Source organism: Bacillus sp. Bvel1 (assembly GCF_014872755.1).
GTDB classification, from domain to species: Bacteria; Bacillota; Bacilli; order Bacillales; family Bacillaceae; genus Bacillus; species Bacillus velezensis.
On sequence record NZ_JAAOBZ010000007.1, the window covers coordinates 290721 to 312918 of the forward strand.

At 47.1% G+C, this 22198-nt stretch carries 24 protein-coding genes; all 24 read right to left on the bottom strand.

Annotated features, from left to right (window positions below; genetic code table 11):
- Nucleotides 1–10: 10 nt before the first annotated feature.
- The 24 genes from aroA to HAP68_RS10875 all read right to left on the bottom strand — a co-directional run bounded on the left by aroA (nucleotide 11) and on the right by HAP68_RS10875 (nucleotide 22191).
- The gene (gene aroA / locus HAP68_RS10760) at nucleotides 11–1297 is read right to left on the bottom strand and encodes a 3-phosphoshikimate 1-carboxyvinyltransferase (RefSeq protein WP_003153479.1); all 1287 of its coding nucleotides are present in this window, start codon (nucleotides 1295–1297) and stop codon (nucleotides 11–13) included.
- A gap of 11 nt (nucleotides 1298–1308) precedes the next feature.
- On the bottom strand, nucleotides 1309–2424 hold the full coding sequence (locus HAP68_RS10765) for a prephenate dehydrogenase (protein ID WP_024085534.1): 1116 nt from the start codon (nucleotides 2422–2424) through the stop codon (nucleotides 1309–1311).
- A gap of 51 nt (nucleotides 2425–2475) precedes the next feature.
- Nucleotides 2476–3558, bottom strand: coding sequence for a histidinol-phosphate transaminase (hisC, locus tag HAP68_RS10770; protein ID WP_003153476.1), 1083 nt, complete (start codon nucleotides 3556–3558; stop codon nucleotides 2476–2478).
- An 11-nt stretch (nucleotides 3559–3569) separates the two neighbouring features.
- Nucleotides 3570–4367 (bottom strand): tryptophan synthase subunit alpha, encoded by a 798-nt coding sequence (gene trpA / locus HAP68_RS10775; RefSeq protein WP_007612229.1) that lies wholly within the window; start codon nucleotides 4365–4367, stop codon nucleotides 3570–3572.
- The gene (trpB, locus tag HAP68_RS10780; protein ID WP_014305305.1) at nucleotides 4360–5562 is read right to left on the bottom strand and encodes a tryptophan synthase subunit beta; all 1203 of its coding nucleotides are present in this window, start codon (nucleotides 5560–5562) and stop codon (nucleotides 4360–4362) included. The genes trpA and trpB overlap by 8 nt, the downstream gene beginning before the upstream one ends.
- The gene (locus HAP68_RS10785) at nucleotides 5543–6196 is read right to left on the bottom strand and encodes a phosphoribosylanthranilate isomerase (RefSeq protein ID WP_014305306.1); all 654 of its coding nucleotides are present in this window, start codon (nucleotides 6194–6196) and stop codon (nucleotides 5543–5545) included. The genes trpB and HAP68_RS10785 overlap by 20 nt, the downstream gene beginning before the upstream one ends.
- Nucleotides 6197–6200: 4 nt before the next feature.
- Nucleotides 6201–6953 (bottom strand): indole-3-glycerol phosphate synthase TrpC, encoded by a 753-nt coding sequence (trpC, locus tag HAP68_RS10790; protein ID WP_003153467.1) that lies wholly within the window; start codon nucleotides 6951–6953, stop codon nucleotides 6201–6203.
- Nucleotides 6946–7962 (bottom strand): anthranilate phosphoribosyltransferase, encoded by a 1017-nt coding sequence (trpD, locus tag HAP68_RS10795; protein ID WP_024085535.1) that lies wholly within the window; start codon nucleotides 7960–7962, stop codon nucleotides 6946–6948. Before trpD ends, trpC begins: the two co-directional genes overlap by 8 nt.
- Nucleotides 7934–9481: an anthranilate synthase component I gene (trpE, locus tag HAP68_RS10800; protein ID WP_014305309.1), complete on the bottom strand. Its 1548-nt coding sequence runs from the start codon at nucleotides 9479–9481 to the stop codon at nucleotides 7934–7936. The genes trpD and trpE overlap by 29 nt, the downstream gene beginning before the upstream one ends.
- A 223-nt stretch (nucleotides 9482–9704) precedes the next feature.
- Nucleotides 9705–10088 (bottom strand): chorismate mutase, encoded by a 384-nt coding sequence (aroH, locus tag HAP68_RS10805; RefSeq protein ID WP_003153463.1) that lies wholly within the window; start codon nucleotides 10086–10088, stop codon nucleotides 9705–9707.
- Nucleotides 10085–11173: a 3-dehydroquinate synthase gene (gene aroB / locus HAP68_RS10810; RefSeq protein ID WP_014305310.1), complete on the bottom strand. Its 1089-nt coding sequence runs from the start codon at nucleotides 11171–11173 to the stop codon at nucleotides 10085–10087. The genes aroH and aroB overlap by 4 nt, the downstream gene beginning before the upstream one ends.
- Nucleotides 11173–12345 (bottom strand): chorismate synthase, encoded by a 1173-nt coding sequence (gene aroC / locus HAP68_RS10815; protein ID WP_003153459.1) that lies wholly within the window; start codon nucleotides 12343–12345, stop codon nucleotides 11173–11175. Before aroC ends, aroB begins: the two co-directional genes overlap by 1 nt.
- A gap of 71 nt (nucleotides 12346–12416) precedes the next feature.
- Complete coding sequence (locus HAP68_RS10820) at nucleotides 12417–13187, bottom strand: protein-glutamate O-methyltransferase (RefSeq protein ID WP_015388067.1); 771 nt, start codon at nucleotides 13185–13187, stop codon at nucleotides 12417–12419.
- 189 nt (nucleotides 13188–13376) lie between these two features.
- Complete coding sequence (gene ndk / locus HAP68_RS10825; RefSeq protein WP_003153455.1) at nucleotides 13377–13823, bottom strand: nucleoside-diphosphate kinase; 447 nt, start codon at nucleotides 13821–13823, stop codon at nucleotides 13377–13379.
- Between the two features lie 120 nt (nucleotides 13824–13943).
- The gene (gene hepT / locus HAP68_RS10830; protein WP_003153454.1) at nucleotides 13944–14906 is read right to left on the bottom strand and encodes a heptaprenyl diphosphate synthase component II; all 963 of its coding nucleotides are present in this window, start codon (nucleotides 14904–14906) and stop codon (nucleotides 13944–13946) included.
- Nucleotides 14907–14934: 28 nt separating this feature from the next.
- Complete coding sequence (gene menG, locus HAP68_RS10835; protein ID WP_003153453.1) at nucleotides 14935–15636, bottom strand: demethylmenaquinone methyltransferase; 702 nt, start codon at nucleotides 15634–15636, stop codon at nucleotides 14935–14937.
- A gap of 5 nt (nucleotides 15637–15641) precedes the next feature.
- A complete protein-coding gene (gene hepS, locus HAP68_RS10840) occupies nucleotides 15642–16397 on the bottom strand; it encodes a heptaprenyl diphosphate synthase component 1 (protein WP_007409455.1) in 756 nt (251 codons plus the stop codon).
- Between the two features lie 156 nt (nucleotides 16398–16553).
- Nucleotides 16554–16781, bottom strand: a complete 228-nt coding sequence (mtrB, locus tag HAP68_RS10845) for a trp RNA-binding attenuation protein MtrB (protein ID WP_003153449.1) — start codon at nucleotides 16779–16781, stop codon at nucleotides 16554–16556.
- 20 nt (nucleotides 16782–16801) lie between these two features.
- Nucleotides 16802–17374 (bottom strand): GTP cyclohydrolase I FolE, encoded by a 573-nt coding sequence (gene folE, locus HAP68_RS10850; RefSeq protein ID WP_014305313.1) that lies wholly within the window; start codon nucleotides 17372–17374, stop codon nucleotides 16802–16804.
- Nucleotides 17375–17560: 186 nt separating this feature from the next.
- On the bottom strand, nucleotides 17561–17839 hold the full coding sequence (gene hbs, locus HAP68_RS10855) for a non-specific DNA-binding protein Hbs (RefSeq protein ID WP_003153447.1): 279 nt from the start codon (nucleotides 17837–17839) through the stop codon (nucleotides 17561–17563).
- Nucleotides 17840–18213: 374 nt separating this feature from the next.
- A complete protein-coding gene (gene spoIVA, locus HAP68_RS10860; protein WP_003153438.1) occupies nucleotides 18214–19692 on the bottom strand; it encodes a stage IV sporulation protein A in 1479 nt (492 codons plus the stop codon).
- Nucleotides 19693–19877: 185 nt separating this feature from the next.
- The gene (locus tag HAP68_RS10865; RefSeq protein WP_015388066.1) at nucleotides 19878–20612 is read right to left on the bottom strand and encodes a hypothetical protein; all 735 of its coding nucleotides are present in this window, start codon (nucleotides 20610–20612) and stop codon (nucleotides 19878–19880) included.
- A 19-nt stretch (nucleotides 20613–20631) separates the two neighbouring features.
- Nucleotides 20632–20835, bottom strand: coding sequence for a DUF2768 domain-containing protein (locus HAP68_RS10870; protein WP_003153435.1), 204 nt, complete (start codon nucleotides 20833–20835; stop codon nucleotides 20632–20634).
- Nucleotides 20836–21153: 318 nt separating this feature from the next.
- Nucleotides 21154–22191, bottom strand: a complete 1038-nt coding sequence (locus HAP68_RS10875) for an NAD(P)H-dependent glycerol-3-phosphate dehydrogenase (RefSeq protein WP_003153434.1) — start codon at nucleotides 22189–22191, stop codon at nucleotides 21154–21156.
- Between the last annotated feature and the right edge of the window lie 7 nt (nucleotides 22192–22198).

The following is a 22198-nucleotide window of genomic DNA, read 5'->3' on the forward strand; positions in this document are numbered from 1 at the left end:
AGAATCGTCTTCAGGCTTTTTTGGCTAATTGATCTAAATGCTCAAAGAATGTCGGATATGAGACATGGATCGCCTCTGTATCACGGATGTCGATCGGCTCTTCTGTCAGGCATGAAGCGATACCGAGCATCATGCCGATGCGGTGGTCGCCGTGGCTTGACACATCGGCTCCGCCCGCAAGCGTTTTTTTGCCGTGTATTTTCATGCCGTCTTCAGTCGGTTCAATGTCTGCGCCGATTTTCCGGAGCTCTGATACGACGGTGTCAATCCGGTTCGTTTCCTTCACCTTCAGCTCCGCAGCGTCTTTAATGACAGTTGTGCCTTCAGCCTGCGTTGCCAAAAGGGCGATAATCGGGATCTCGTCAATTAAACGGGGAATGATTTCTCCGCCGATTTCTGCCGCTTTCAGAGCTGAGGTTTCAATAACCAGGTCTCCGTAAGGCTCCGCACTGTCCGCTTCTGAAGGAATCACTTCAAGTGAAGCCCCCATTTGCTTTAAGACATCAATCATTCCCGTGCGTGTCGGGTTCAGGCCGACGTTTTTCAGCACAATCCGGCTTCCGGGAACGACAGCGCCTGCCGCGAGGAAAAAGGCCGCTGAAGAAATATCGCCGGGCACGAAAATATCGGCTCCCCGAAGCTTCTGACCGCCCGTTACGGAAGCGCTCGTCTCCGTTTCCGCAAGCTCGGCGCCAAAAGCGTTCAGCATCCGTTCCGTATGGTCTCTTGATTTATGAGGCTCAGTGACGGTCGTCGTCCCTTCAGCCTGCAATCCGGCAAGCAGCACGGCAGATTTGATCTGCGCGCTTGCAACAGGGGAGACGTAATCTATGCCTTTCAATTGTCCGCCTCTTACGGATAAAGGCGTAAACCCTCCGTCCGCTCTTCCGTCAATCGCGGCTCCCATCTGTTTTAAAGGCTCCGTCACCCTCTTCATCGGGCGCTTTGCAATACTTTCGTCACCCGCTACCGTACTGTGAAATGGGCGTCCGGCTAAAATGCCGAGCATCAGGCGGATGGTCGTGCCGGAATTTCCGACATCAAGAAGGCTGTCAGGCTCACAAAGTGCGTCAATGCCCTTTCCGTATATCGTTACATCACTTCCGTTTTGTTCAATGGAGACACCCATTTTTCTGAAGCAGGCAATGGTGCTCAGACAATCGGCTCCGGGCAAAAAGTTTTTTACCGTTGTCGTTCCTTCCGCAAGCGCTCCGAACATAACAGAACGGTGGGAGATGGATTTATCCCCCGGAATATGAATTTCACCGTTTAAAGACGTCACTTTTTCTCTTTTCAATGTTTTCCACCTCAGTCAGCGTAAAATGTGTCATATTTGGCGCGGGATTGAATGCAGGTTTCCGCGCGCTTCCGGTCATCATCAGTCTGGAAACTGATTCTGAGAATTCCGTTAATATCTTCTCTTGTTTCGATAATGCGGATGTTGGTGATACTGATTTTTTCTTCTGCCAGTATCGCCGTAATTTCCGAAATGACCCCCGGATGATCGGGAACATCGACATAAAGGTCATAAAAGGACGGGATCGCTCCTTTTTGACGGAGCGGCAGGCCGTCGCGATAATCTTTCGCTTTTTTAAAATATCCGAACAGGCTGTCCGCATCTTCATTTTCTACATAAGATTCGATCGTGTCAATCTCCCGTTTCCATTCTTTGAAGCGGTCAAGCAGTTTATCTTTGTTATGAAGAAGTATGTCTCTCCACATCGCCGGACTGCTTGAGGCGATTCTGGTGATGTCCCGAAAACCGCCGGCTGCGAAACGCTTCAAAAACGGATAATTTTCTTCAGAATGATGAGCCTGATGGACGAGGCTTGCAGCAACGATATGAGGGAAATGGCTGATGACGCTCGTTACGCCGTCATGCTCCTCGGGAGTCATCTCCACAAAGTGGGCGTTTGCCGCTTTCAAAAGCTCCTTCAGATGCGTTACTGACTCTTTAGAAGTTGATTTTCCGGGTGTTAAAATGTAAAACGCATTTTCGAATAAAAATTCTTTGGCGGCAGCGGCCCCGGATTTATGAGACCCCGCCATCGGATGGCCGCCGACAAATTGATAATGAGCCGGAAGCACTTTGTCGGCGTAGCTGACGACTTTCTGTTTCGTGCTGCCCACATCCGTAATCAGGAGTTCATGGGTGATGTCTGATGCGGCCAGCATATCGAGCATTTTCAGCGTTTGGGCGACAGGCGTGGCGATAATGACAACAGACGCTTGCTGCGCCCCTTCCGTCAATGAGCCGGCCCGCTCGTCAATAATTCCGAGCTTCAGCGCGGCAGTGAGCTGTTCTTCCGAAATATCCACACCGATAATCCGTTTATGCGGATGCTCCTTTTTGATGGCCAATGCGATCGATCCGCCGATCAGCCCGATCCCCGCAAGCAATATAGTATCCTTCATTTCACTCATTTCCTTTTTCAACTATTTTAATAGAGCAAAGAGGTGATGCTTGATCACCTCTTATAATATTTCAGCTAAGATTGTGAGAATTTCCTCATTCTGCTCTTTCGTACCGACCGTAATCCTTAACGCTGTCGGAAATCCGAGCGCCTGTCCTGAACGGACGATATATCCTTTTTCCAACAGGGCTTGGAACAGTTCATCCGCCGGACGGTTAAAATCAATGAGCACAAAGTTGGTTTGTGAAGGATAACAAGTTAATCCGTGAGTTTCCGCAAAATCATAATACTGCTTAAGGCCCGCTTTATTTTTCTCGACGCATTCCTGAATAAATGTGTGGTCGTCAAGCGCTGCCAGTGCCGAAGCCTGACCGATTCTGCTCGTATTGAACGGCTCTCTCGCCGGTTCAATCTGGCGGATCAGCGCTTCGTCCGCAATGCCGTATCCGACGCGCAGCGCAGCAAGTCCGTACGCTTTAGAGAAGGTGCGGAGGATCATGACATTCGGATATTGCTTTAAAAGCGGAATGCTTTCAGGGTAATCGTCCGCCGTAACATACTCGTAGTACGCTTCATCAAGTACAACGAGTATATGCTCGGGAACTCTGTTTAAAAAGGCAATTAACTCTTGCTCAGAAGTATATGTCCCCGTCGGATTATTGGGGTTGCATACCCATATGACTTTCGTCTCGCCGTCAATTGCTTCCAGCATCCGGTCCAAATCATGAGCGCCGTCACTGCGGAGCGGCACCTCGCGCACCTCAGCGCCTTCAATCACCGCATTGTGTCTGTATTGCGGGAAAGTCGGGGCGGCGGTAATCGTGTTTGCCTGATCATTTAATAAAGAACGGCAGATAATCTGCACTAGCTCATCAGAGCCGTTGCCGAAAATGATCGAAGATTCACTGACCTGCAGATGCTCACTGAGCCGCGTTCTCAAAGCGGCACTGTAACCGTCGGGATACAGCGCAAGCTGCTCAATCTCCTGATGCAGCGCATCTTTTGCGGCCTGTGAACAGCCGAACGGATTTTCGTTAGAAGCGAGTTTTACTACTTTTTCAAGCCCGTATTCCATTTTCACTTCTTCTATTGGTTTGCCCGGCTGATACGGTTTCAGCTGCCGCAGCTGTTCTTTAATCTGCAAATCCAGTCACCTCATTTTACACTGTACAGTCGTCCGAACGTCTTCGCGTATTCTTCAAATTCAAGAAGCGCATCAGCTCTTGTGCCGGGATTCACAAGCTTTGTTTTAAGCTCTTCAACTTTTTTGACAAGCGCGCTGCCGACAACGACACCGTCAGATATTTCATTCATCCCGTCAACCTGTTTGCGGTTTGAAATGCCAAAACCGACCGCCACCGGAACAGAGCTGAATTCTTTCACCTTACGAATGAAAGAGTATACAGACGGATCGAATTCGCTGCGTACGCCCGTCACTCCTAAAGAGGATACACAATACACAAAGCCGCAGGCCTGTTCAGTAATTATTTTCAAACGGTCTTCACTTGTCGGCGCAACCAGCGAGATATAAGCGATGTTCTCCTTTTTGCATGTCATTTGCAAAAGGGCGCTTTCCTCTAATGGAAGGTCGGGTACAAGCAGGCCGTCTATGTCGTTTTCCCGCAGTAAAGCGAAAAAGTATTCTTTTTCTAATTGTAACACAGGATTATAATACGTAAAGAGGATAATTGGAATATGAACGCCGTTTTTTTTCATTTTGCCGCCAAGTTCAATGGCTTTTACGATATTCATTCCGTTTTCCAGAGCCCGTTTTGAAGCCCGTTGTATGACGGGTCCGTCCGCAAGCGGATCTGTGTAAGGAACGCCGATTTCAAGGGCAGAAGCGCCTGCATTCTGTAATGATATTGCCAGTTCAACAGAAATGTCAGGAAGCGGATCGCCCGCTGTGATAAAAGGGATAAACAATTTTTCAGAATCTCGCAGATTAAACATGTGTCTCCACCCCGTTTTCCAAAACATTCATCAGCGTATGAACATCTTTATCTCCTCTTCCCGACAAACTGACGAGAATGATTTTGTCTTTATCCATGTCCTTTGCCATTTCAAACGCTTTTGCCAGGGCGTGGGCAGATTCAATAGCCGGAAGAATACCTTCTGTTTCAGAAAGCAGACGTAACGCGGCAATCGCTTCATCGTCTGTCACGCTTTCGTACGTTACACGGCCGCTTTTGTGCAGATAGGCGTGCTCAGGGCCGATCCCCGGGTAATCAAGGCCTGCTGAAATGGAATACGGTTCGATAATCTGCCCGTATTCATCTTGTATTAAATAGGTCATTGATCCGTGAATCACCCCGAGCGTCCCTTTTGCGATCGTTGCCGCATGCAGCGGCGTATCAATCCCTTTTCCGGCCGCCTCGGCGCCGATCAGCTCAATGTCTTCGTCTAAAAAGGCCTGAAATATGCCCATCGCATTGCTTCCGCCGCCGACACATGCAACAACCTTGTCCGGGAGCGTTCCTTCAACCCGGCGGAGCTGTTCTTTCGCTTCCTCGCCGATGATTTTCTGAAATTCGCGAACGATATACGGATATGGGTGCGGACCCACTACAGAACCGATAAGATAGAAATGATCTTCACAATGCTGGACCCAATACCTGATTGCCTCATTCGTCGCATCTTTCAGCGTGCCGTTGCCGCTTGTGACCGGCACCACTTCCGCGCCGAGCAGTTTCATCCGGAATACGTTCAGCGACTGGCGCGCAACGTCTTCTTCACCCATAAAAACCGTACATTTAAAACCGAATTTTGCGGCGGCTGTCGCGGCAGCCACACCGTGCTGTCCCGCACCGGTTTCGGCGATGATTTTCGTTTTGCCCATCTTTTTAGCAAGCAGAATCTGGCCTAACGCGTTGTTAATTTTATGAGAGCCGGTATGGTTTAAATCTTCTCTTTTCAGATAGATTTTCGCCCCTCCCAAATACTCTGACACCCTGTCTGCGAACGTTAATGCAGTCGGTCTTCCGGAGTAATCAAACAATAGTTTTTTATATTCGGCATGAAAAACAGGATCATTTTTTAATTCTGTGAAAGCCGTTTCGATTTCCTCAAGGGGCCGCATCAATGTTTCAGGGACAAATTTGCCGCCGAATTCGCCGTATCTTCCGATTTCATTTGGATATGGATACATAGTGGTTCATCCTTTCTTCTAAAAGCCGGATCAGTGTTTGATCCTTGTGTCCGTTTTTTTCAATTCCGCTGGCAAGATCTATACCGCACGGACGTGATCTCAGTAAGCCGGTAATCGTTTCAGGATTAACACCGCCCGCAATAAAACAGCGCTTGCTTGCATTTTGAGCCTGCTTTCGGTACAAGGGGACACGGGCCCATGAAAACGCGATTCCCGTCCCGCCTCTCATTCCTGTCACTGAAGAATCAATGACATAGCCGTCGACAGCAGGTGTAAATTGAGCCATCTGACGGAGCGTCCCTTCCCCGTGATGGAGCGCTTTCCATATTTCCGAGCGCACAAGCGGACGGAGGCGAAGGGCATCCTCAGGCGATTCATCACCGTGAAGCTGGATGACGTCAAGTGCCAGATCAGATGCGATTTGCGCGATGTTTTCTATCGTTTCATTTACAAATACTCCGACATGTTTCTTGTCTGTCCGGACCTGCTCTTTCCATTTCCGGACCTCATCCGGCGTTACTCTCCGTTTGCTTGCGGCAAAAATAAATCCCAGATAATCCGCTTCTGAAGCTGCCGCAAGTTCATAATCACGCTTCGATCGTATTCCGCAGTACTTTAACTCAGGCTTTTTCATATCGTCACTCTCCGAACAGTCCGCGGATCGCCTTTTGCTGCGAATCCTCTCTCATTAAGGATTCTCCGACCAATACAGCCTGCGCCCCGTGCTTGTTGACGAATTGCAGGTCAGCCAAAGAACCGATGCCGCTTTCGCTGACCAGCAGGCAGCCGTCCGGCACAAGCTGCGCTATTTTTTCCGTTTGCGAAACAGAAGTACGGAACGTTTTTAAGTCCCGGTTGTTTATGCCGAGAATGTCCGGCTGAAACACTTGTAAAATCCGTTCAAGCACAGTTTCATCATGGACTTCAACGAGAACGTCCATGCCCTTCCCGCGGGCTTCCAGATAAAGCTCATGAAGCTTTGAAGGTTCCAGCGCTTCCCCGATCAGCAAAATGGCATCGGCGCCGATCCTGAACGATTCCTCCACCTGAAGGGAATCAATAATAAAATCTTTTCTCAGCACGGGAAGAGACACGGTTTGTTTAACATCTGTCAGAAATTGATTTCTCCCCTGAAAAAAACGGGTATCCGTGAGAACCGAAAGGGCGTCGGCTTTAGCCGCTTCATAATCCGCCGCAATCGTTTCCGGAACAAAATGCTCTTTAATCAATCCTTTAGACGGCGAAGCTTTTTTCACTTCGGCAATCAGCCCGATAAAACGGTTCGGGTTCAGGAGCGCTTCTTTAAAGGATCTCCGTTCAATTTGACAGGTTTCCGGCAGCACGATGGATTTGATTTCTTCTTTTTTCTGCAGAATGATTTGATCAAGCATACATTTCTTCCTCTTTCTGTTTCAGACGTTCGAGCTGCCTTTTGGCATCTCCGTTTTGAATCGCTTCTAAGGCTGTTTTCGTTCCTTCTTTCAGATCGTTTGCAAGACCTGCCGTATAAATGGCCGCACCCGCATTTAAGGCGGTAATATGCAGAGCGGATGACGGAGCTCTATTTGCAAAAATATTCTGAATGAGAAGCGCGCTTTCTTCCGATGAACTCACTTGAATATCCTTCAATGAACCTTCTGCAAAACCGAATTGTTCAGGTGAAACGGAATATTCCAGACGTTCACCGTTTTTCAGCTCAATGATATCGGTCGGTGCTGTGATGGACAGTTCATCTAATCCGTCACGCGCCGACACAAGCATGACGTGTCTGACATCAAATTGTTCCAAAGCGCTTGCCATCAGGCGCGCTTTATCAAATGAATAGACGCCGATCACCTGCCGCTTCACCTGCAGCGGGTTGCTGAGCGGGCCCAGCAGATTAAATACGGTTCGGAAGCCAAGCTCTTTTCTTGCGGCGGCGACGTGCTTCATTGACGAATGAAACAGCGGCGCAAACAAAAACCCCATTTGTTTCATTTCAATGCTGCGTTTGACGCTTTCTGGAGTGGCTTGAATGGAAACCCCCAGCTTTTCCAGCACATCCGCGCTGCCGCTTTTAGACGAAACGGAGCGATTTCCGTGCTTGGCAACTTTAGCTCCGGCGGCAGAAGCTGTAATCGCCGCTGCCGTGGATATGTTAAACGTAGAAATCCCGTCTCCGCCTGTTCCGCACGTATCAACGACATCCGCCAAGCCACCTGATGTCTGTGCCCGCGCCCGCATCACTTTTACAAATCCGGCAAGCTCCTCCGCCGTTTCACCCCGGTGGGCTAATACCGATAAAATCCCCCCGATCTCAGACTGCGACATGGCCCCGTTCATCATCATCTCCATCAGCTTTTCGGCTTCTCCGGTTTTCAGCGTGCGGCCATTAACGCACGATTGCAGAAATTTGTTCATCCGTCTTCTCCTCCCCGCCAGAAAAGATGTCTTCTGCGATTTGAATCGTTTTTAAAAGCGCCCCCGCTTTGTTACAGCTCTCTTCATATTCGGCTTCCGGGACGGAATCAGCGACTATTCCCGCGCCCGCCTGCACCGACGCCGTACCGTTTTTGACACTCATGGTGCGGATGGTGATACACGAATCAATTGACCCGTCAAATCCGATATAAGCGATACATCCGCCGTAGGTTTCTCTGGAAGTCGGTTCTAATTCATTTAAAAGCTGCATCGCGCGGATTTTCGGAGCGCCCGAGAGTGTTCCTGCCGGGAATGCCGACATCAGCGCATCAACCGGATGGACGCCCTGTTTTAAACGGCCGGTTACAACAGAGATGATGTGCATCACATGTGAAAAAGAAACGACCTTTGTGAATTCCGGAACGGCTACGGAACCGTACTCCGCAACTCTGCCGATGTCATTGCGCGCAAGATCGACGAGCATATAATGTTCAGCTTTCTCTTTTTCGTCATTCATCAGCTCTTTTTTGAGGCGATCGTCCTCTTCTTTTCCGGCGCCCCTTCTTCTCGTTCCGGCAATCGGATGAATTTCCAGGTGTCTGTCATCCACGCGGATCAGACGTTCAGGCGAACTTCCGACAATGTCTCTGTCAGGCAGTTTGATATAGTACATATAAGGTGAAGGATTGACGATGCGGAGCACCCTGTACAGCTCAAATGAATGTCTGGATACCGGAATGTCAAACTTTTGCGAAAGCACCCCTTGAAAAATGTCTCCGGCTTTTATATATTCTTTCAGTTTATCGACGCCGGCCATAAACTCTTCTTTCGTATAATTGGATGTCACATCGGCAAAACTTGGCGTTTCAAATGTTTCTTTAGAAAAAAACGGCTCTTTCATATCTTTCGGTTCTGTCAAAATACCGATAAGCTTACGAAGCTCCGCGCAATTTTCTTTAAAAACGGCCCGCTTTTCTTCCTCCGTCTCCCGGCCGTTAAGCGCCGCATATTGAATGAAATGCACTTGTTTCGTTTCGTGGTCGTACGCGATGATTTTCCGGCAGACAAACAGCATGCATTTTTCGAAATCTGTTTCTTTCGCGTGGCTCGGCACGGAAGGCTCAATCAAAGGGATCATGTCATAGCTCAGATAACCGACGGCCCCTCCCGAAAACGGGATATCAAGCTCGGGTGTTTTAATGCGGAAGCTTTCATTCATCCAATCAAGCACGGCTTTTAATTCTCCGGCTTCAAACAGCGTATGCCCGTTTGGATCAGCGGCAGTGAATGTGTGATGACTCTCTTTAATCGTGATAAAAGGATCGAGGCCGATAAAAGAGTATCTCGACCAGCTTGACGACTCATCCTTGCTTTCTAAAAGATACGTAATGTTTCTGTCCAGTTTTTCAACCATCTGAATGGGTGTGATCGTGTCGACCGTAAAAGTCTCTGCGATTGGAATGGTGCGGTGTGTCAGACTGTCCTTTAAAAATAAAGAAACATCCGATTGTAAATTCATGATTCTCCTCCTTACGGTAAGGAGAATGAGATGAAGAGTGAGAGGAGTCTTGCGTATAAGAAATAAACCCAAAAGAAAGGCTTCTTTTGGGCAGAATAAAAACGTGTTTATCTCAGCTCAGCTAAACTCATTCTCTGCTACCCTATTCTAAACTCAACTGTTCAATATCTTACTTACCAGCTCTATACACACTCTTGTGTATTTCTAAGCTTTGTTTATCGTATTACATGTCAGTATTTTTTGTCAATGATAAATCCGGCCTTAACACAACGGCTTTTTCTAGATAGACATGCTTGATTTCATCCTGAGGCGTATCCGTCTGAACCGTCATCAGGACACGGATACACTTTTGCAGAGCGCCGGTGACATCCATTTCCTGCATGCACGTCACCGGGACGTACTGCCACCCGGAAAGGCGGCGGACCGCTTTTGCCGGAAATACGGAATGGATATCAGGCGTGGCGGATAACAGGATCTGTACAACGTCTTCCGGTTTGCATCCATTTTGTTCAATGATTTTTTCAAGCAGCTGCTGTGTTTTTTCTAAAATTTCTTGTTCGGTGTCTTGTTCCACCGTTGTTGCTCCGCGAATACCGCGTATCATCATGCTGTTTCCTCCATTCGCCATTTGTTCAGCAAATTTTCGAGCTCATCTTTTGAAAGCATGCAGTCCCGCGCTTCGCCTAATTCCTTTAACACGATGAACTGTGTCATGCCTCCGCGCGTTTTTTTATCATTCATCATCCGGGCGGAGAGAACCGGCGTTTCAATATCTTGTCTGATACTTCCCGGGTAGCCGAGCCCAATCAGCCATTGTGTGAGTTCTTTCCTGTTCATCTTGCAACCCGCAACCTGTTCACTCACGTAAAGGGCAAACTGCATGCCGAGGGCGACCGCATCTCCATGAGTAATCCGGCCGTAGCCGTATTCCGCCTCAACGGCATGGCCGAGCGTATGGCCGAAATTCAGAAAAGCTCTTATGCCCTCTTCCTTTTCGTCCTCACGCACGACGGCCGATTTGATTGAAATTCCTTTATAAATCATTTCATTCAGCTCAGCGCTTGTCAGTCCTTGCAACGTGTCAAACGTGAGAAGTTTTTCTAAAAAAGCATGATCGGCGATAAACGCGTGTTTGATCACTTCAGCCATGCCCGATCTCAGCTCTTGTTCCGGCAGGGTTTTCAGAAGCTCCGTATCGTAAATCACCGCTTTCGGCTGATAAAACGCGCCGATTAAGTTCTTTCCGAGTTTATGGTTGACGGCCACCTTGCCGCCGACCGCGCTGTCATGGGCAAGCAGTGTCGTCGGCATTTGGATGAAATCAATTCCGCGCATAAAAGTCGCTGCGCAAAAGCCGGCCAAATCACCCGTCACGCCGCCTCCGAAGGCGATCATACATGAAGAGCGGTCCATATGGAAAGCGATCGCTTCCGTTTGAATCCGTTCATACTCTTTTAGAGACTTCGCTTCTTCTCCGCTTGGAACGATTACTTTTTTCACGGGCCATGTTTCGTTTAAAAGCCGGAACATCTCATCGCCGTAAAGCCGGTCAACTTCAGCATCGATGACGAGAAGGATCTTTGTCAGCGGCCTGTTCAGTGAAGACAAAAGAGCAGCGGCCTGTTTCCTTATGCCTTCACCGATATACACGGGATATGCGGAGGAAGCTGTCCGAACCTCAAGCTCTTTCATCAGAATTCCCTCGATAGTTTTTTCATGTTTTCAACATTTTCTTTAATGCGGTCGATCTGGTCAAGCCCGAATTGTTCTACGACGGCATTTGCGATTTCCCAGGCCACTGCAGCTTCAGCCACTACGCTTGCTGCCGGAACCGCGCAGCTGTCTGAACGTTCAATGCTCGCTGTAAACGGTTCTTTCGTTTCAATGTCGACGCTTTTCAGCGGCTTATACAAAGTAGGGATCGGTTTCATGACGCCGCGGACGACAATCGGCATTCCCGTCGTCATACCGCCTTCTAATCCTCCGAGCCTGTTTGTGGCGCGTGTATAGCCTTTCTCTTCATCCCATACGATTTCATCATGAACTTCACTGCCGTTTTTGCCGGCCGCTTCAAAACCGATGCCGAACTCTACGCCTTTAAACGCGTTAATCGACAGAACGGCTGCAGCGAGCTTGCTGTCCAGCTTACGGTCATAGTGGACATAACTTCCGACACCGACAGGCATACCTTCGACGATCACTTCAACGATTCCGCCGATCGAGTCGCCGTTTGCCTTCGCTTCATCAATGGCTGCCATCATTTGACGGCCTGCTTCTTCATCGTAGCATCTCACCGGTGATTCTTCCGTTACCCGTTTGAGATCCTCAATGGATGTGTAATCGGTTTTCTCTGCTTTTACGCTGCCGATTTGCAGGACGTGTCCGGCGACTTTAATGCCAAGCTCCGCTAAAATCTTTTTAGCGACGGCTCCGGCAGCCACGCGAACCGTTGTCTCACGCGCGGAAGATCGTTCTAACACATTTCTCATATCGCGGTGATTATACTTAATAGCCCCGTTCAAATCTGCGTGTCCCGGTCTCGGTCTTGAAATCTGACGTTTCATTTCACTTTCTTCTTCTTCTGTAATCGGTGCTGCGCCCATGATTTTTGTCCAGTGAGTCCAATCTTTATTCTCTACAACGAGCGCGATGGGTGAACCGAGTGTCCGGGCATGCCGCACGCCGCTTGTGATCTTCGCTCTGTCCGTTTCAATCTGCATGCGGCGTCCGCGGCCGTGCCCTTTTTGACGTCTGGCAAGCTCAAAATTAATGTCTTCTTCAGTTATATAAAGCCCCGCAGGCACACCTTCTATAATTGTCGTCAGCTGCGGGCCGTGTGATTCTCCGGCTGTTAAGTATCTCATTTCTTTCTTCTCCCTTCATCGCATTAACGCTTTTAAGTAAAACTATACCACAAGTTTTCATTAAATGTCTTCTATCTTTTTTGATAAAAAAATGTATCAGTGCTCTCAAGGCCGAATTTTTCCGGGCTGAAAATCTGCTCTGTGCTTCCGACAAACAGAATTCCGTTCTTTTTCAGGCTGCCCGCCATTTTTACATACAGCTCTTCTTTTGCTTTTTCAGTAAAATAAATAAAGACGTTGCGGCAGACGATCAGATCAAAATCCTGTTCATAGCTGTCGGCGAGCAGGTTGTGCCGCTTAAACCGGATGTTTTTTTGAATCTCTTGTTTTACTTGATAACTGTTGTCAGCCTGCTTGGTGAAATAACGGCTTTTCACGGAAGCCGGCACCTCTTGCAGCGAGCGTTCCTGATAGATGCCCCGCTTGGCTTTGCCAAGCGCCTTTTCATCAATATCTGTCGCCAATATATCAAATCCGGCCAAACCCGCCTGCTGACTGAGAATCATAGCCAAAGTATAGGGTTCCTCCCCCGTTGAACAGGCCGCACTCCATATTTTTAACGGTTTGTTATGCTTTATTAACGGAAGAATTGAGGTTTCAAGAACTTCCCACCGTTTATAATTTCGGTAAAATTCAGAAACATTGATCGTCATCCTGTCCAATGTTTCATTTAATAAAAGCTTGTCTTTCTCCAAAGCGGCGGCAAATTCCTGAAAATCTTTGAATCCCTTTTTTTCATAAAGGGACGTCAGCCGTCTTTTCATCTGTGCTTCTTTGTATAAAGATAAATCAACGCCGGTTATTTGTTTCCACTTGGTGATAAAAATTTCGTAAGGCTCCATTGCTTCTCTCCCAATCTCGCTGTCTTTTGTCCTAGTATAGCCTGTTTTCTTTCTAATTTGTACGATTTCAATAAAAAAATCAGCCCGCAGGCTGATTTGTGAGAAATGAAAAGACAGGGCAGCGCAGCCTCTGTCTTTTTTAAAATATGTAAACCTTTTCATAACAAGAGAAAAAGAAAGGCTGACGGCTTAGTACACCCAGTCGGCCATTAATTTTTGATACGGTACAAGCTCTTCCTGTTTGAAGAAAATGTCAATTTCCCGCTCGGCGCTTTCTAAGGAGTCTGAACCGTGAATGATATTTTTGCCGACAAACATGCCGTAGTCACCGCGGATCGTGCCCGGCAGTGCATCTTTCGGGTTCGTTTTTCCGATCAGCTGTCTTGTGATCTCTACTACATTTTCCCCTTCCCATACCATTGCAAATACGGGTCCTGATGTAATGAATTCCACAAGCTCGCCGAAAAACGGCTTCCCTTTATGTTCAGCATAATGGTTTTCAGCCATCTGTTCTGAAACTTGCATTAGCTTGGCTCCTGCCAATTGTAAGCCCTTACGCTCAAATCTGGATAAAATCTCTCCGATCAGCTGGCGCTGTACGCCGTCCGGTTTTACCATGATAAAAGTTTTTTCCATAAGATTCTCCACCCCATCATTATGTATAGGCTTTCAAGTTGCACACCGAAATCGTAACATCTTTCTGACAATTAATCAATCCAGGGCGGAGAATGTTCACATCTTGTTCGTAAAAGGAATTTAAAATTTCCGTTTGCCGATATATTTGGCGATGGCGGCCAATGATGAGCGCGCCCGTCCTCTCGGCAGTGTATTCAGTTTTTCAAACGCTTTTTTTAAGTACCTGTCACTGACGGCCATTGATTTTTCAATTGCGTCTGTGCGTTTAATATTTTCAATAATGGGGGCGAGCTGCTCCTGTGTTGTTTCACTGTTAATTAATTTCAGCTGATTTTTCAATTCAGGCTGACGGAGCGCGTACAAAACGGGCAGAGTGACATTTCCTTGCAGCAGATCCCCTCCGACCGGCTTTCCCAGTTCCTCTTCCGTTGAAGTGAAATCAAGAATGTCGTCAATAATCTGGTAGGACATGCCCACGTAATAGCCGAACCAATATAATGCTTTGTGAATCTTCTCATCAGCTCCCGAAGCGATGGCGCCGAGCTGGCAGCTGACGGCAATGAGAAGAGCCGTTTTCCGTTTGATGCGGCGCAAATAGGTTCTGAGGTTTTGTTCCATATTGTATTTATCTCTGATCTGTTCAATTTCTCCGAGGCATACTTCTACGATGGTTTTGGACAGGATCCGGTGGGCTTTCGGCTCATCCAATCTCGTCATCATCTCAAGTGAGCCCGCAAGCATATAATCACCGGTATACATGGCGATACGGTTGTCCCACTTGGCTTTGATGGTCGGTTTTCCCCTCCGCAGCTCGGCGTCATCAATGACGTCGTCATGCACGAGGGACGCCATATGAATCATTTCCAGCGTCACCGCAACATATTTTATTTTATTAATGTCATAGTCGCCGAACATGCCGGAAAGCAATACGAAAACAGGGCGGATCCGCTTGCCTCCCGCCTGGAGCAGATGGAGCCCGGCTTCACTCAGCAAGGGATAGTCTGACCGCACCGTTTGCTCAAGTTCCCTTTCGATCACATCAATATCGTCATTTAAAAAAGAATAGGCCATTTTAAATTTCATATCATTCACCCAAACATCTGTATATTCATCATTTCCAACCGATATGCGTAGCGGCCACTCCGCCGGTAAACGAATGGTATTTGACATTCGTCAGGCCCGCTTCTTCAAACAGACGCGCAAGCTCTTTCATACCGGGAAATTCTCTTGCCGATTCTTGAAGCCAAGAATATTCTTTATAGCTCTTCGCAAACATTTTTCCGAAGAAAGGCATGATGTATTTAAAATATAGAAAATATGCCTGTCTGAATCCGAACATTTCCGGCTGGGATGTTTCCAGACATACGACCTGCCCGCCCGGTTTGACGACCCGCCGCATTTCTTTCAGCACGGTCAGATAGTCGGGAACGTTCCGCAGCCCGAAGCCGATGGTGACAAAATCAAAAGAATCATCAGCGAAGGGAAGCTCCATCGCATTTCCGTGCAAAAGCTCAATTTGGCTGTAACCGCCCTCTTTCACTTTTTTCTCGCCGATGCTCAGCATATTTTTGCTGAAATCCAGTCCTTTGATTTCGCCGCTTTTTCCGGCTGCTTCTGCGAGGGCAATCGTCCAGTCAGCCGTTCCGCAGCAGACATCAAGCGCTTTTGCGCCTTCTTTTACATTCATGATCTGCATCGTTTTATCGCGCCATTTTTTATGCTGCTGAAAACTGATAACAGAGTTCATTTGGTCATAATTTTTATAGATTTTTTCAAACACGCCGTGTACGCGCTGTTCTTTTGACTCCTGCATGTTGATTACCCTTCTTCCACTTTCTGATGATATGTTTTGTCCTGGCTGATCGCTTTGAGCCGGTTCAGCATGAGGTTTTGGATTGGTGAATTGAGCGGCAGCAGCGTTTCAATGCTTTGCTTTGCCTTTCGGAAGCTATCTTCCATTATGTCAGCCTTTGATTTCCCTGACTTTACAATATTGCCGATGACATCGAGAAATATAGCATTGCCGTTCATCAGCCGCTTATATACAAAAAAATCACTCGCCAGCTCTTTCCAGCGCGGAAGATTAAAGTGGTCTGACACTCTGTGAAACAGGGCCGCTTCCACAATCGCCATGCTTTCGATCAATTGATTCAAGTCATTGACAGACCGATCGTACAGACGGATTTTATGCTCATTGATTTCTTTAATTGCCGTAGCGAGCGTCCGAATCATATAGATATCCTTCATTTCAGATAAAAGCGAATAATACAGTCCGCTGAAATAGTCGCCGGCAAGCACGGTGAGCTGCCGGTTTTTATTTTCGTCTCGCTTTAACGCTCTGGCTGTTGTCACTTCATCGTGGGTATCAAGGGCGCTTTGGACAAGCATCGCAGTTACTATGTAATTTTCTCTGTCGTTGTTCTTAATGTCCGCCTCTTCAAACAAAGCGTGAAAAAGAAGAAGCTTATCCTCATCGATTTTAGGCGCGGAAATATGTTTCGCTAAATAAGGATGAGACAGCTTTTGTTTTAATTTCGTATTTAGATTCGCTAAAGTTCCGTAGATGTCTTGCAAAAATATCACCCTTGTCCCCAAATTCACATTTATTCTAATATGTATGAGATTTACTCGTCATTATTATACGCAGGTATCATTATAGCATAAAAAAAAGAAATTGGCTGTATTCTCCCGCCGTTTGCGGGCAATTGGCAAAAGCGGGAAACAGCCGGCTTATTTTTTTTCGCTGTTCATTTCTCCGTAAGCGGTCTGGATGAGGGCGTTGCCTCTCACTTTGATGGCAGAGGTATGCTCAGTAAACTGAGCGATAATCACTTCGCCTTTGTCCAGTTTTTCGGAATGGTGAAATTTCGTATCCGTTCCTCTCGTTAAACCGATGACGTTCACGCCGTCCTCGACCGCTTTAATGACGACAAAATCACTTGAATGCTTTGAATTCATATCTGCACCCTCTATCATTATTAATCCGCACGTTTAATATGTTCTAACACTTCGGAACGCGCCGCTGCGTCATCTTTAAAAATACCTCTTACAGCGGAAGTCACTGTTTTTGCGCCAGGCTTTCTTACGCCCCTCATCGTCATGCACATATGCTCAGCTTCGACGACAACCATGACGCCGTGGGGATCTAAGGTCTCTACGATGCTTTCTGCAATCGTTGAAGTAATGCGCTCCTGCAGCTGCGGGCGTTTTGAGACGGCTTCCACCGCCCGCGCCAATTTACTCAGGCCCGTCACTTTGCCGCCGCGCGGAATGTAGGCAATATGCGCTTTTCCGTAAAAAGGAACAAGGTGATGTTCACACATGGAATGAAACGCGATATCTTTTACAAGAACAAGCTCCTCATGCTCTTCTCCGAAAACGGTTTTAAAGTGTTCTTTCGGGTCTTCATTTAATCCCGAGAATACTTCCGCGTACATTTTTGCCACGCGTTTCGGCGTATCTAAAAGCCCTTCCCGGTCCGGATCTTCTCCAATCGCCTCTAAAATCTGGCGAACCGCCTGTTCAATCTGTTCTTTATTAACTTCTTTCATTGTCTGTGTCCTCCACCATTGAATACATTTAATTTCGATTCTAGCACATTTGCCGCGCCAAAAGCAAAACGAAAGTCCTGCCCGGTGACCGGGGCTGCTTAAATATGAAAAGCCCCTTTATCAAGGGGCTTTTCTGTGAAGAAACAAAGTGTATGTATCAGATGCATACACGATCTATATTCACAATTATTTTCCTGCAACAGCGTCTTTAAGAGCTTTACCTGGTTTGAAAGCAGGTACCTTGCTTGCAGGGATTTCGATTTCTTCACCCGTTTGCGGGTTACGTCCTTTACGTGCAGAACGCTCGCGCACCTCAAAGTTACCGAAACCGATCAGTTGGATTTTATCACCGTTTTTAAGTGCATCTAAAATCGTATCAAAAACAGAATCAACTGCTTTTGTAGCGTCTTTTTTAGACAATTCGCTTGCTTCAGCAACCGCATTGATTAGTTCTGTCTTGTTCATGCCTTTCACCTCCTCCCAAAAGGGTATCAAATCAGCAGTTTATTATCATTTCTTCACAGTTCAGCCTGATTCTAAACCTGTCTGATAAAAAATCAAAGCAGGGAAGAACAGACAAGTAAACGGCTTTTCATAAGAAAACAGACACTTTGAGGAATGTTTGTCCAACAAAGTGAAGATTTTCTGTATGTAGAGTAACACATATAAAAAGCCATATCAAGCATTTTAAAGCCTCAATCCCTTGCTCGTCAAGGTTTTCACGTGTTTTACCGAACAAATATTCCTTTTTTTGCTTTTTTCCTCCTAATCCTTGATTGATTTCCAGTATCTAAAAAGAATAAAAAAAGACCCCCCGTTTCAGGAAGAGGTCCTTCAGCTTACAAAATAATGGCGATCAGGCCGCCTGAGCCTTCGTTAATAATTCTCTCCAGCGTTTCTTTCAGTTTGTATCTCGCATTTTCCGGCATGAGTGACAGTTTTGCGGAGATTCCTTCTCTTACGATAGAGCTCAATGATCTGCCGAAAATATCGGAATTCCAGATAGAAAGCGGATCATCTTCAAAGTCCTGCATTAAGTAGCGGACAAGCTCTTCACTTTGTTTTTCTGTCCCGATGATCGGTGCGAATTCACTTTCCACATCCACTTTGATCATATGAATGGACGGAGCGACCGCTTTCAGCCTTACTCCGAACCTTGATCCCTGCCTGATGATTTCCGGTTCATCAAGGCTCATATCGGTTAAGGCCGGGGCGGCAATGCCGTAGCCGGTCTGTTTCACCATTTTCAGCGCATCTGATACCTGATCATATTCTTTTTTCGCGTGGGCGAAGTCCTGCATTAATTCAAGCAGGTGGTCTTTCCCGCGGATTTCAACGCCGACCACTTCTTTTAAAATCTGGTCATATAAATGATCCGGCGCATACAAATCAATTTCTGCGACACCCTGGCCAAGTTCGATTCCGGCCAATCCGGCGCTTTCAATAAACTCAAATTCACTGAAGTGGCCGACAACCCGGTCGACATCGCGCAGGCGTTTAATATCTTTTACGGTTTCTTTCACTGATTCCTGGTAGCTCTCTCTGAGCCAATGATTTTCTTTCAGCACCATGACCCAGCTCGGAAGGTTGACATTGACTTCCAGCACAGGGAACTCGTAAAGCGCTTCTCTGAGGACGCTTAACACATCTGTTTCCCGCATGCTTTCAACACTCATGGCGAGGACGGGAATATCATATTTCGCGCTTAATTCAGCTCTGAGCGCTTCTGTTTCCGGGTGGTACGGTTTTACCGAGTTGATGACCATAATAAACGGTTTGCCGACTTCCTTCAGCTCGTCGATGACTCTTTCTTCCGCTTCCACGTAATCGCCCCGCGCAATATCGCCGATTGAGCCGTCTGTCGTAATGACGACCCCGATTGTGGAGTGTTCCTGGATGACTTTTCTCGTACCGATTTCCGCAGCCTCATGAAAGGGAATCGGTTCTTCATACCAAGGTGTATTGATCATTCTCGGACCGTTTTCATCCTCATATCCCTTCGCCCCGGGAACCGTATATCCCACACAATCCACAAGACGGATGTTGACATCAAGTCCTTCCGCGACATGAACGGACATGGCTTGATTCGGGACAAATTTTGGTTCTGTGGTCATTATCGTTTTTCCTGCTGCGCTTTGCGGAAGCTCATCCTGCGCCCGCGCTCGGTCGGCCTCATTGCTGATATTCGGGAGCACCACAAGCTCCATAAATTTTTTAATGAATGTAGATTTCCCTGTACGGACAGCGCCAACGACTCCTAAGTATATATCGCCTCCTGTTCGTTCAGCGATATCCTTGAAAATATCGACCTTTTCCAAGTGATCCCCTCCCGGACTTCCTATCCTTATCATTTTTCATTCACCATTCTCCAATCAAATACAGGACACTATATGTGTATGACGTTGTCCTATTTCAATATGACATCTTTAGAAAATTTTCAGGCAGTCTTTTCTATCAAAATCAAAAAAACCTTTCTCCCTATTTGTATGCGCGGGAAAAAGGTTCATTCCTGTTTCGTTTGACTTTCTAAAAAAACGGGTTCCTGTTTTTCATTTACGGTGTAAGTGACTGAAAAGGCCGGGACGAAAGGAGTCTCTTTCCATAAAATATCCTGAATTTCCGCGCCCGGTTTGATTTTCTTTTTGTTTTTCTTCAGGCAGCGGGCGAGATCGACGCGATAGTCGGCATAGATTTCTCCGTCAGCGCCGATTAAAAGCGGCAGAGACGTGCCTGAAACCGGACTTTTGACTGAAGGAGAGTCTTTCATGCCGAGCTTTTTTTTATTTAAAGTGAACAGGCCTTTTGAAACAGCGTCCTCATAGGGAGGATATGTATGCTTTTCCTGATACATTTTGACACGCAGCTTCATGTCGCGGATTGCTTCCGCCATTTGGAGATCGACCAGCTTGACGGTAGGCTTATTTTCCACATCGACAAGCACGTATTGGTACATTCCTCCGCTTTCATAAGCTGAGGCCGGCGGCTCCTCGATGTATCTGGGCGCGAGCCGCTTAAAATCTATCGGATATTTTTGATAGAGCGGTGTTTTCATATCTTTTGTCTGAATCGGCAGAAGTCCGCCGTTCGCCTTTTTAAATTCATCCACTGCCGCTTGCACCTGCTGAAGCTGATGTTTGTAAGATACTTTATTTTCAGTTTTTTTTGCTTCAGGGTACAGACAGCCCGACAGCAGAAGCACCGCCATTGCCGTTATGACGGCCATTTTTAACTTATGCATTCCGCGCCCCCTTTTGGCTTTATTCATTGACAGGCCCGCTGAAAACGACCATTAACACGATCAATCCCGAGATGACCATGCAGGCATAAGCGAGTGAAGAAACCGCTGCTTTTATCAGTTTGTTTTTCACTTTGTACCTGCTGACATAAATAGAGGCGACCGCAACAAACATTAATCCCATAGCACCAAGCGCAAACCACATTTTCATCAATGCCACACTCAAGTTCGTGCCCCCCGTCCCATCATTGTAAGCGTTATATTTCATTTTAATATACAAATGTTGAAAAGATCAACAGGTTTTCCATCTATTGAAAAAACAAAAAAACTGAAGCAAAGAGGGGGACTTTGCTTCAGTCAAGTTGACTATATTCACCTGTACGTCTGAGATACACTCTCTTGGACTTCGATGCTATAGTATGCGTAGATGCGTACGTCTGCATCCTCTTCTGCCTAAATCAGCAAATGTTTTAAGCGATTTCAGCCGGAGAGTTCTGCGTTTTGTACTTTCGTCACTTCAGAATATGCTGACGGCATGTTATTGTCACTTCACCCGGTTTTCGAATGTGTTGACCAAGTCTTCCATCTCATGGGTTTTCACTCTGGCCATTAAGGATTCTACGGCAGTTTCTACCTTCTGCCCATTAAATAATACTTGGTGAAGCGCTTCTGTGATCGGCATTTTCACCTGATATTTTTGAGACAGCTGATACGCAGCTTTCGTCGTCCGCACGCCTTCAACAACCATCCCCATCTTATCCAGGACAGCTTCCAGCTTATATCCTTTGCCGAGCAGGTTGCCGGCGCGCCAGTTTCGGGAATGAACGCTTGTACACGTCACGATTAAATCGCCTACGCCGGTCAGGCCGGAAAAGGTGAGCGGATTTCCGCCCATCTTTGTGCCGAGTCTGGCGATTTCAGCAAGACCTCGGGTGATTAAGGCCGCTTTTGCATTATCTCCGTATCCCAATCCGTCTGTAATCCCCGCTGCAAGAGCGATGATATTTTTTAACGCTCCCCCTATTTCAACACCGATCATATCGGGATTTGTATAGACGCGGAAATGCTGGTTCATGAATAAATCCTGAACCGCTTCTGCAGCCTTGATATTTTTTGAAGATGATGTAACAGTCGTCGGGTGTCTTAATCCGACTTCCTCAGCGTGGCTCGGCCCTGAAAGCACGACGATGTCTTTTCTGTACTCCTCAGGCAGCTCCTCCTCCATTAATTCTGAAATGCGGAGAAGCGAATCCGGCTCAATTCCCTTGCTGACATGAACAAAAATCGATTGTTTCGGGATGTACGGCAGAGCCTTTTTCAGCACTTCCCGAATGGCTTTTGTCGGTACTGCCACAATGATGAAGTCAGCTCCTTTTAAAGCCTCGCTTAAATCGGCTGTCCCGATGATAGAACTTGATAGCTCCACACCCGGCAGGTAATCTTTGTTTTCATGCAGTTCGTTGATTTGATCGATCAATTCGGCACGGTGTCCCCACATCATGACTTGATGTCCGTTATCAGCCAGCACTAAAGAAAGTGCAGTGCCCCAGCTTCCCGCTCCAAGCATTGCCACTTTTTTCATCTCTGTA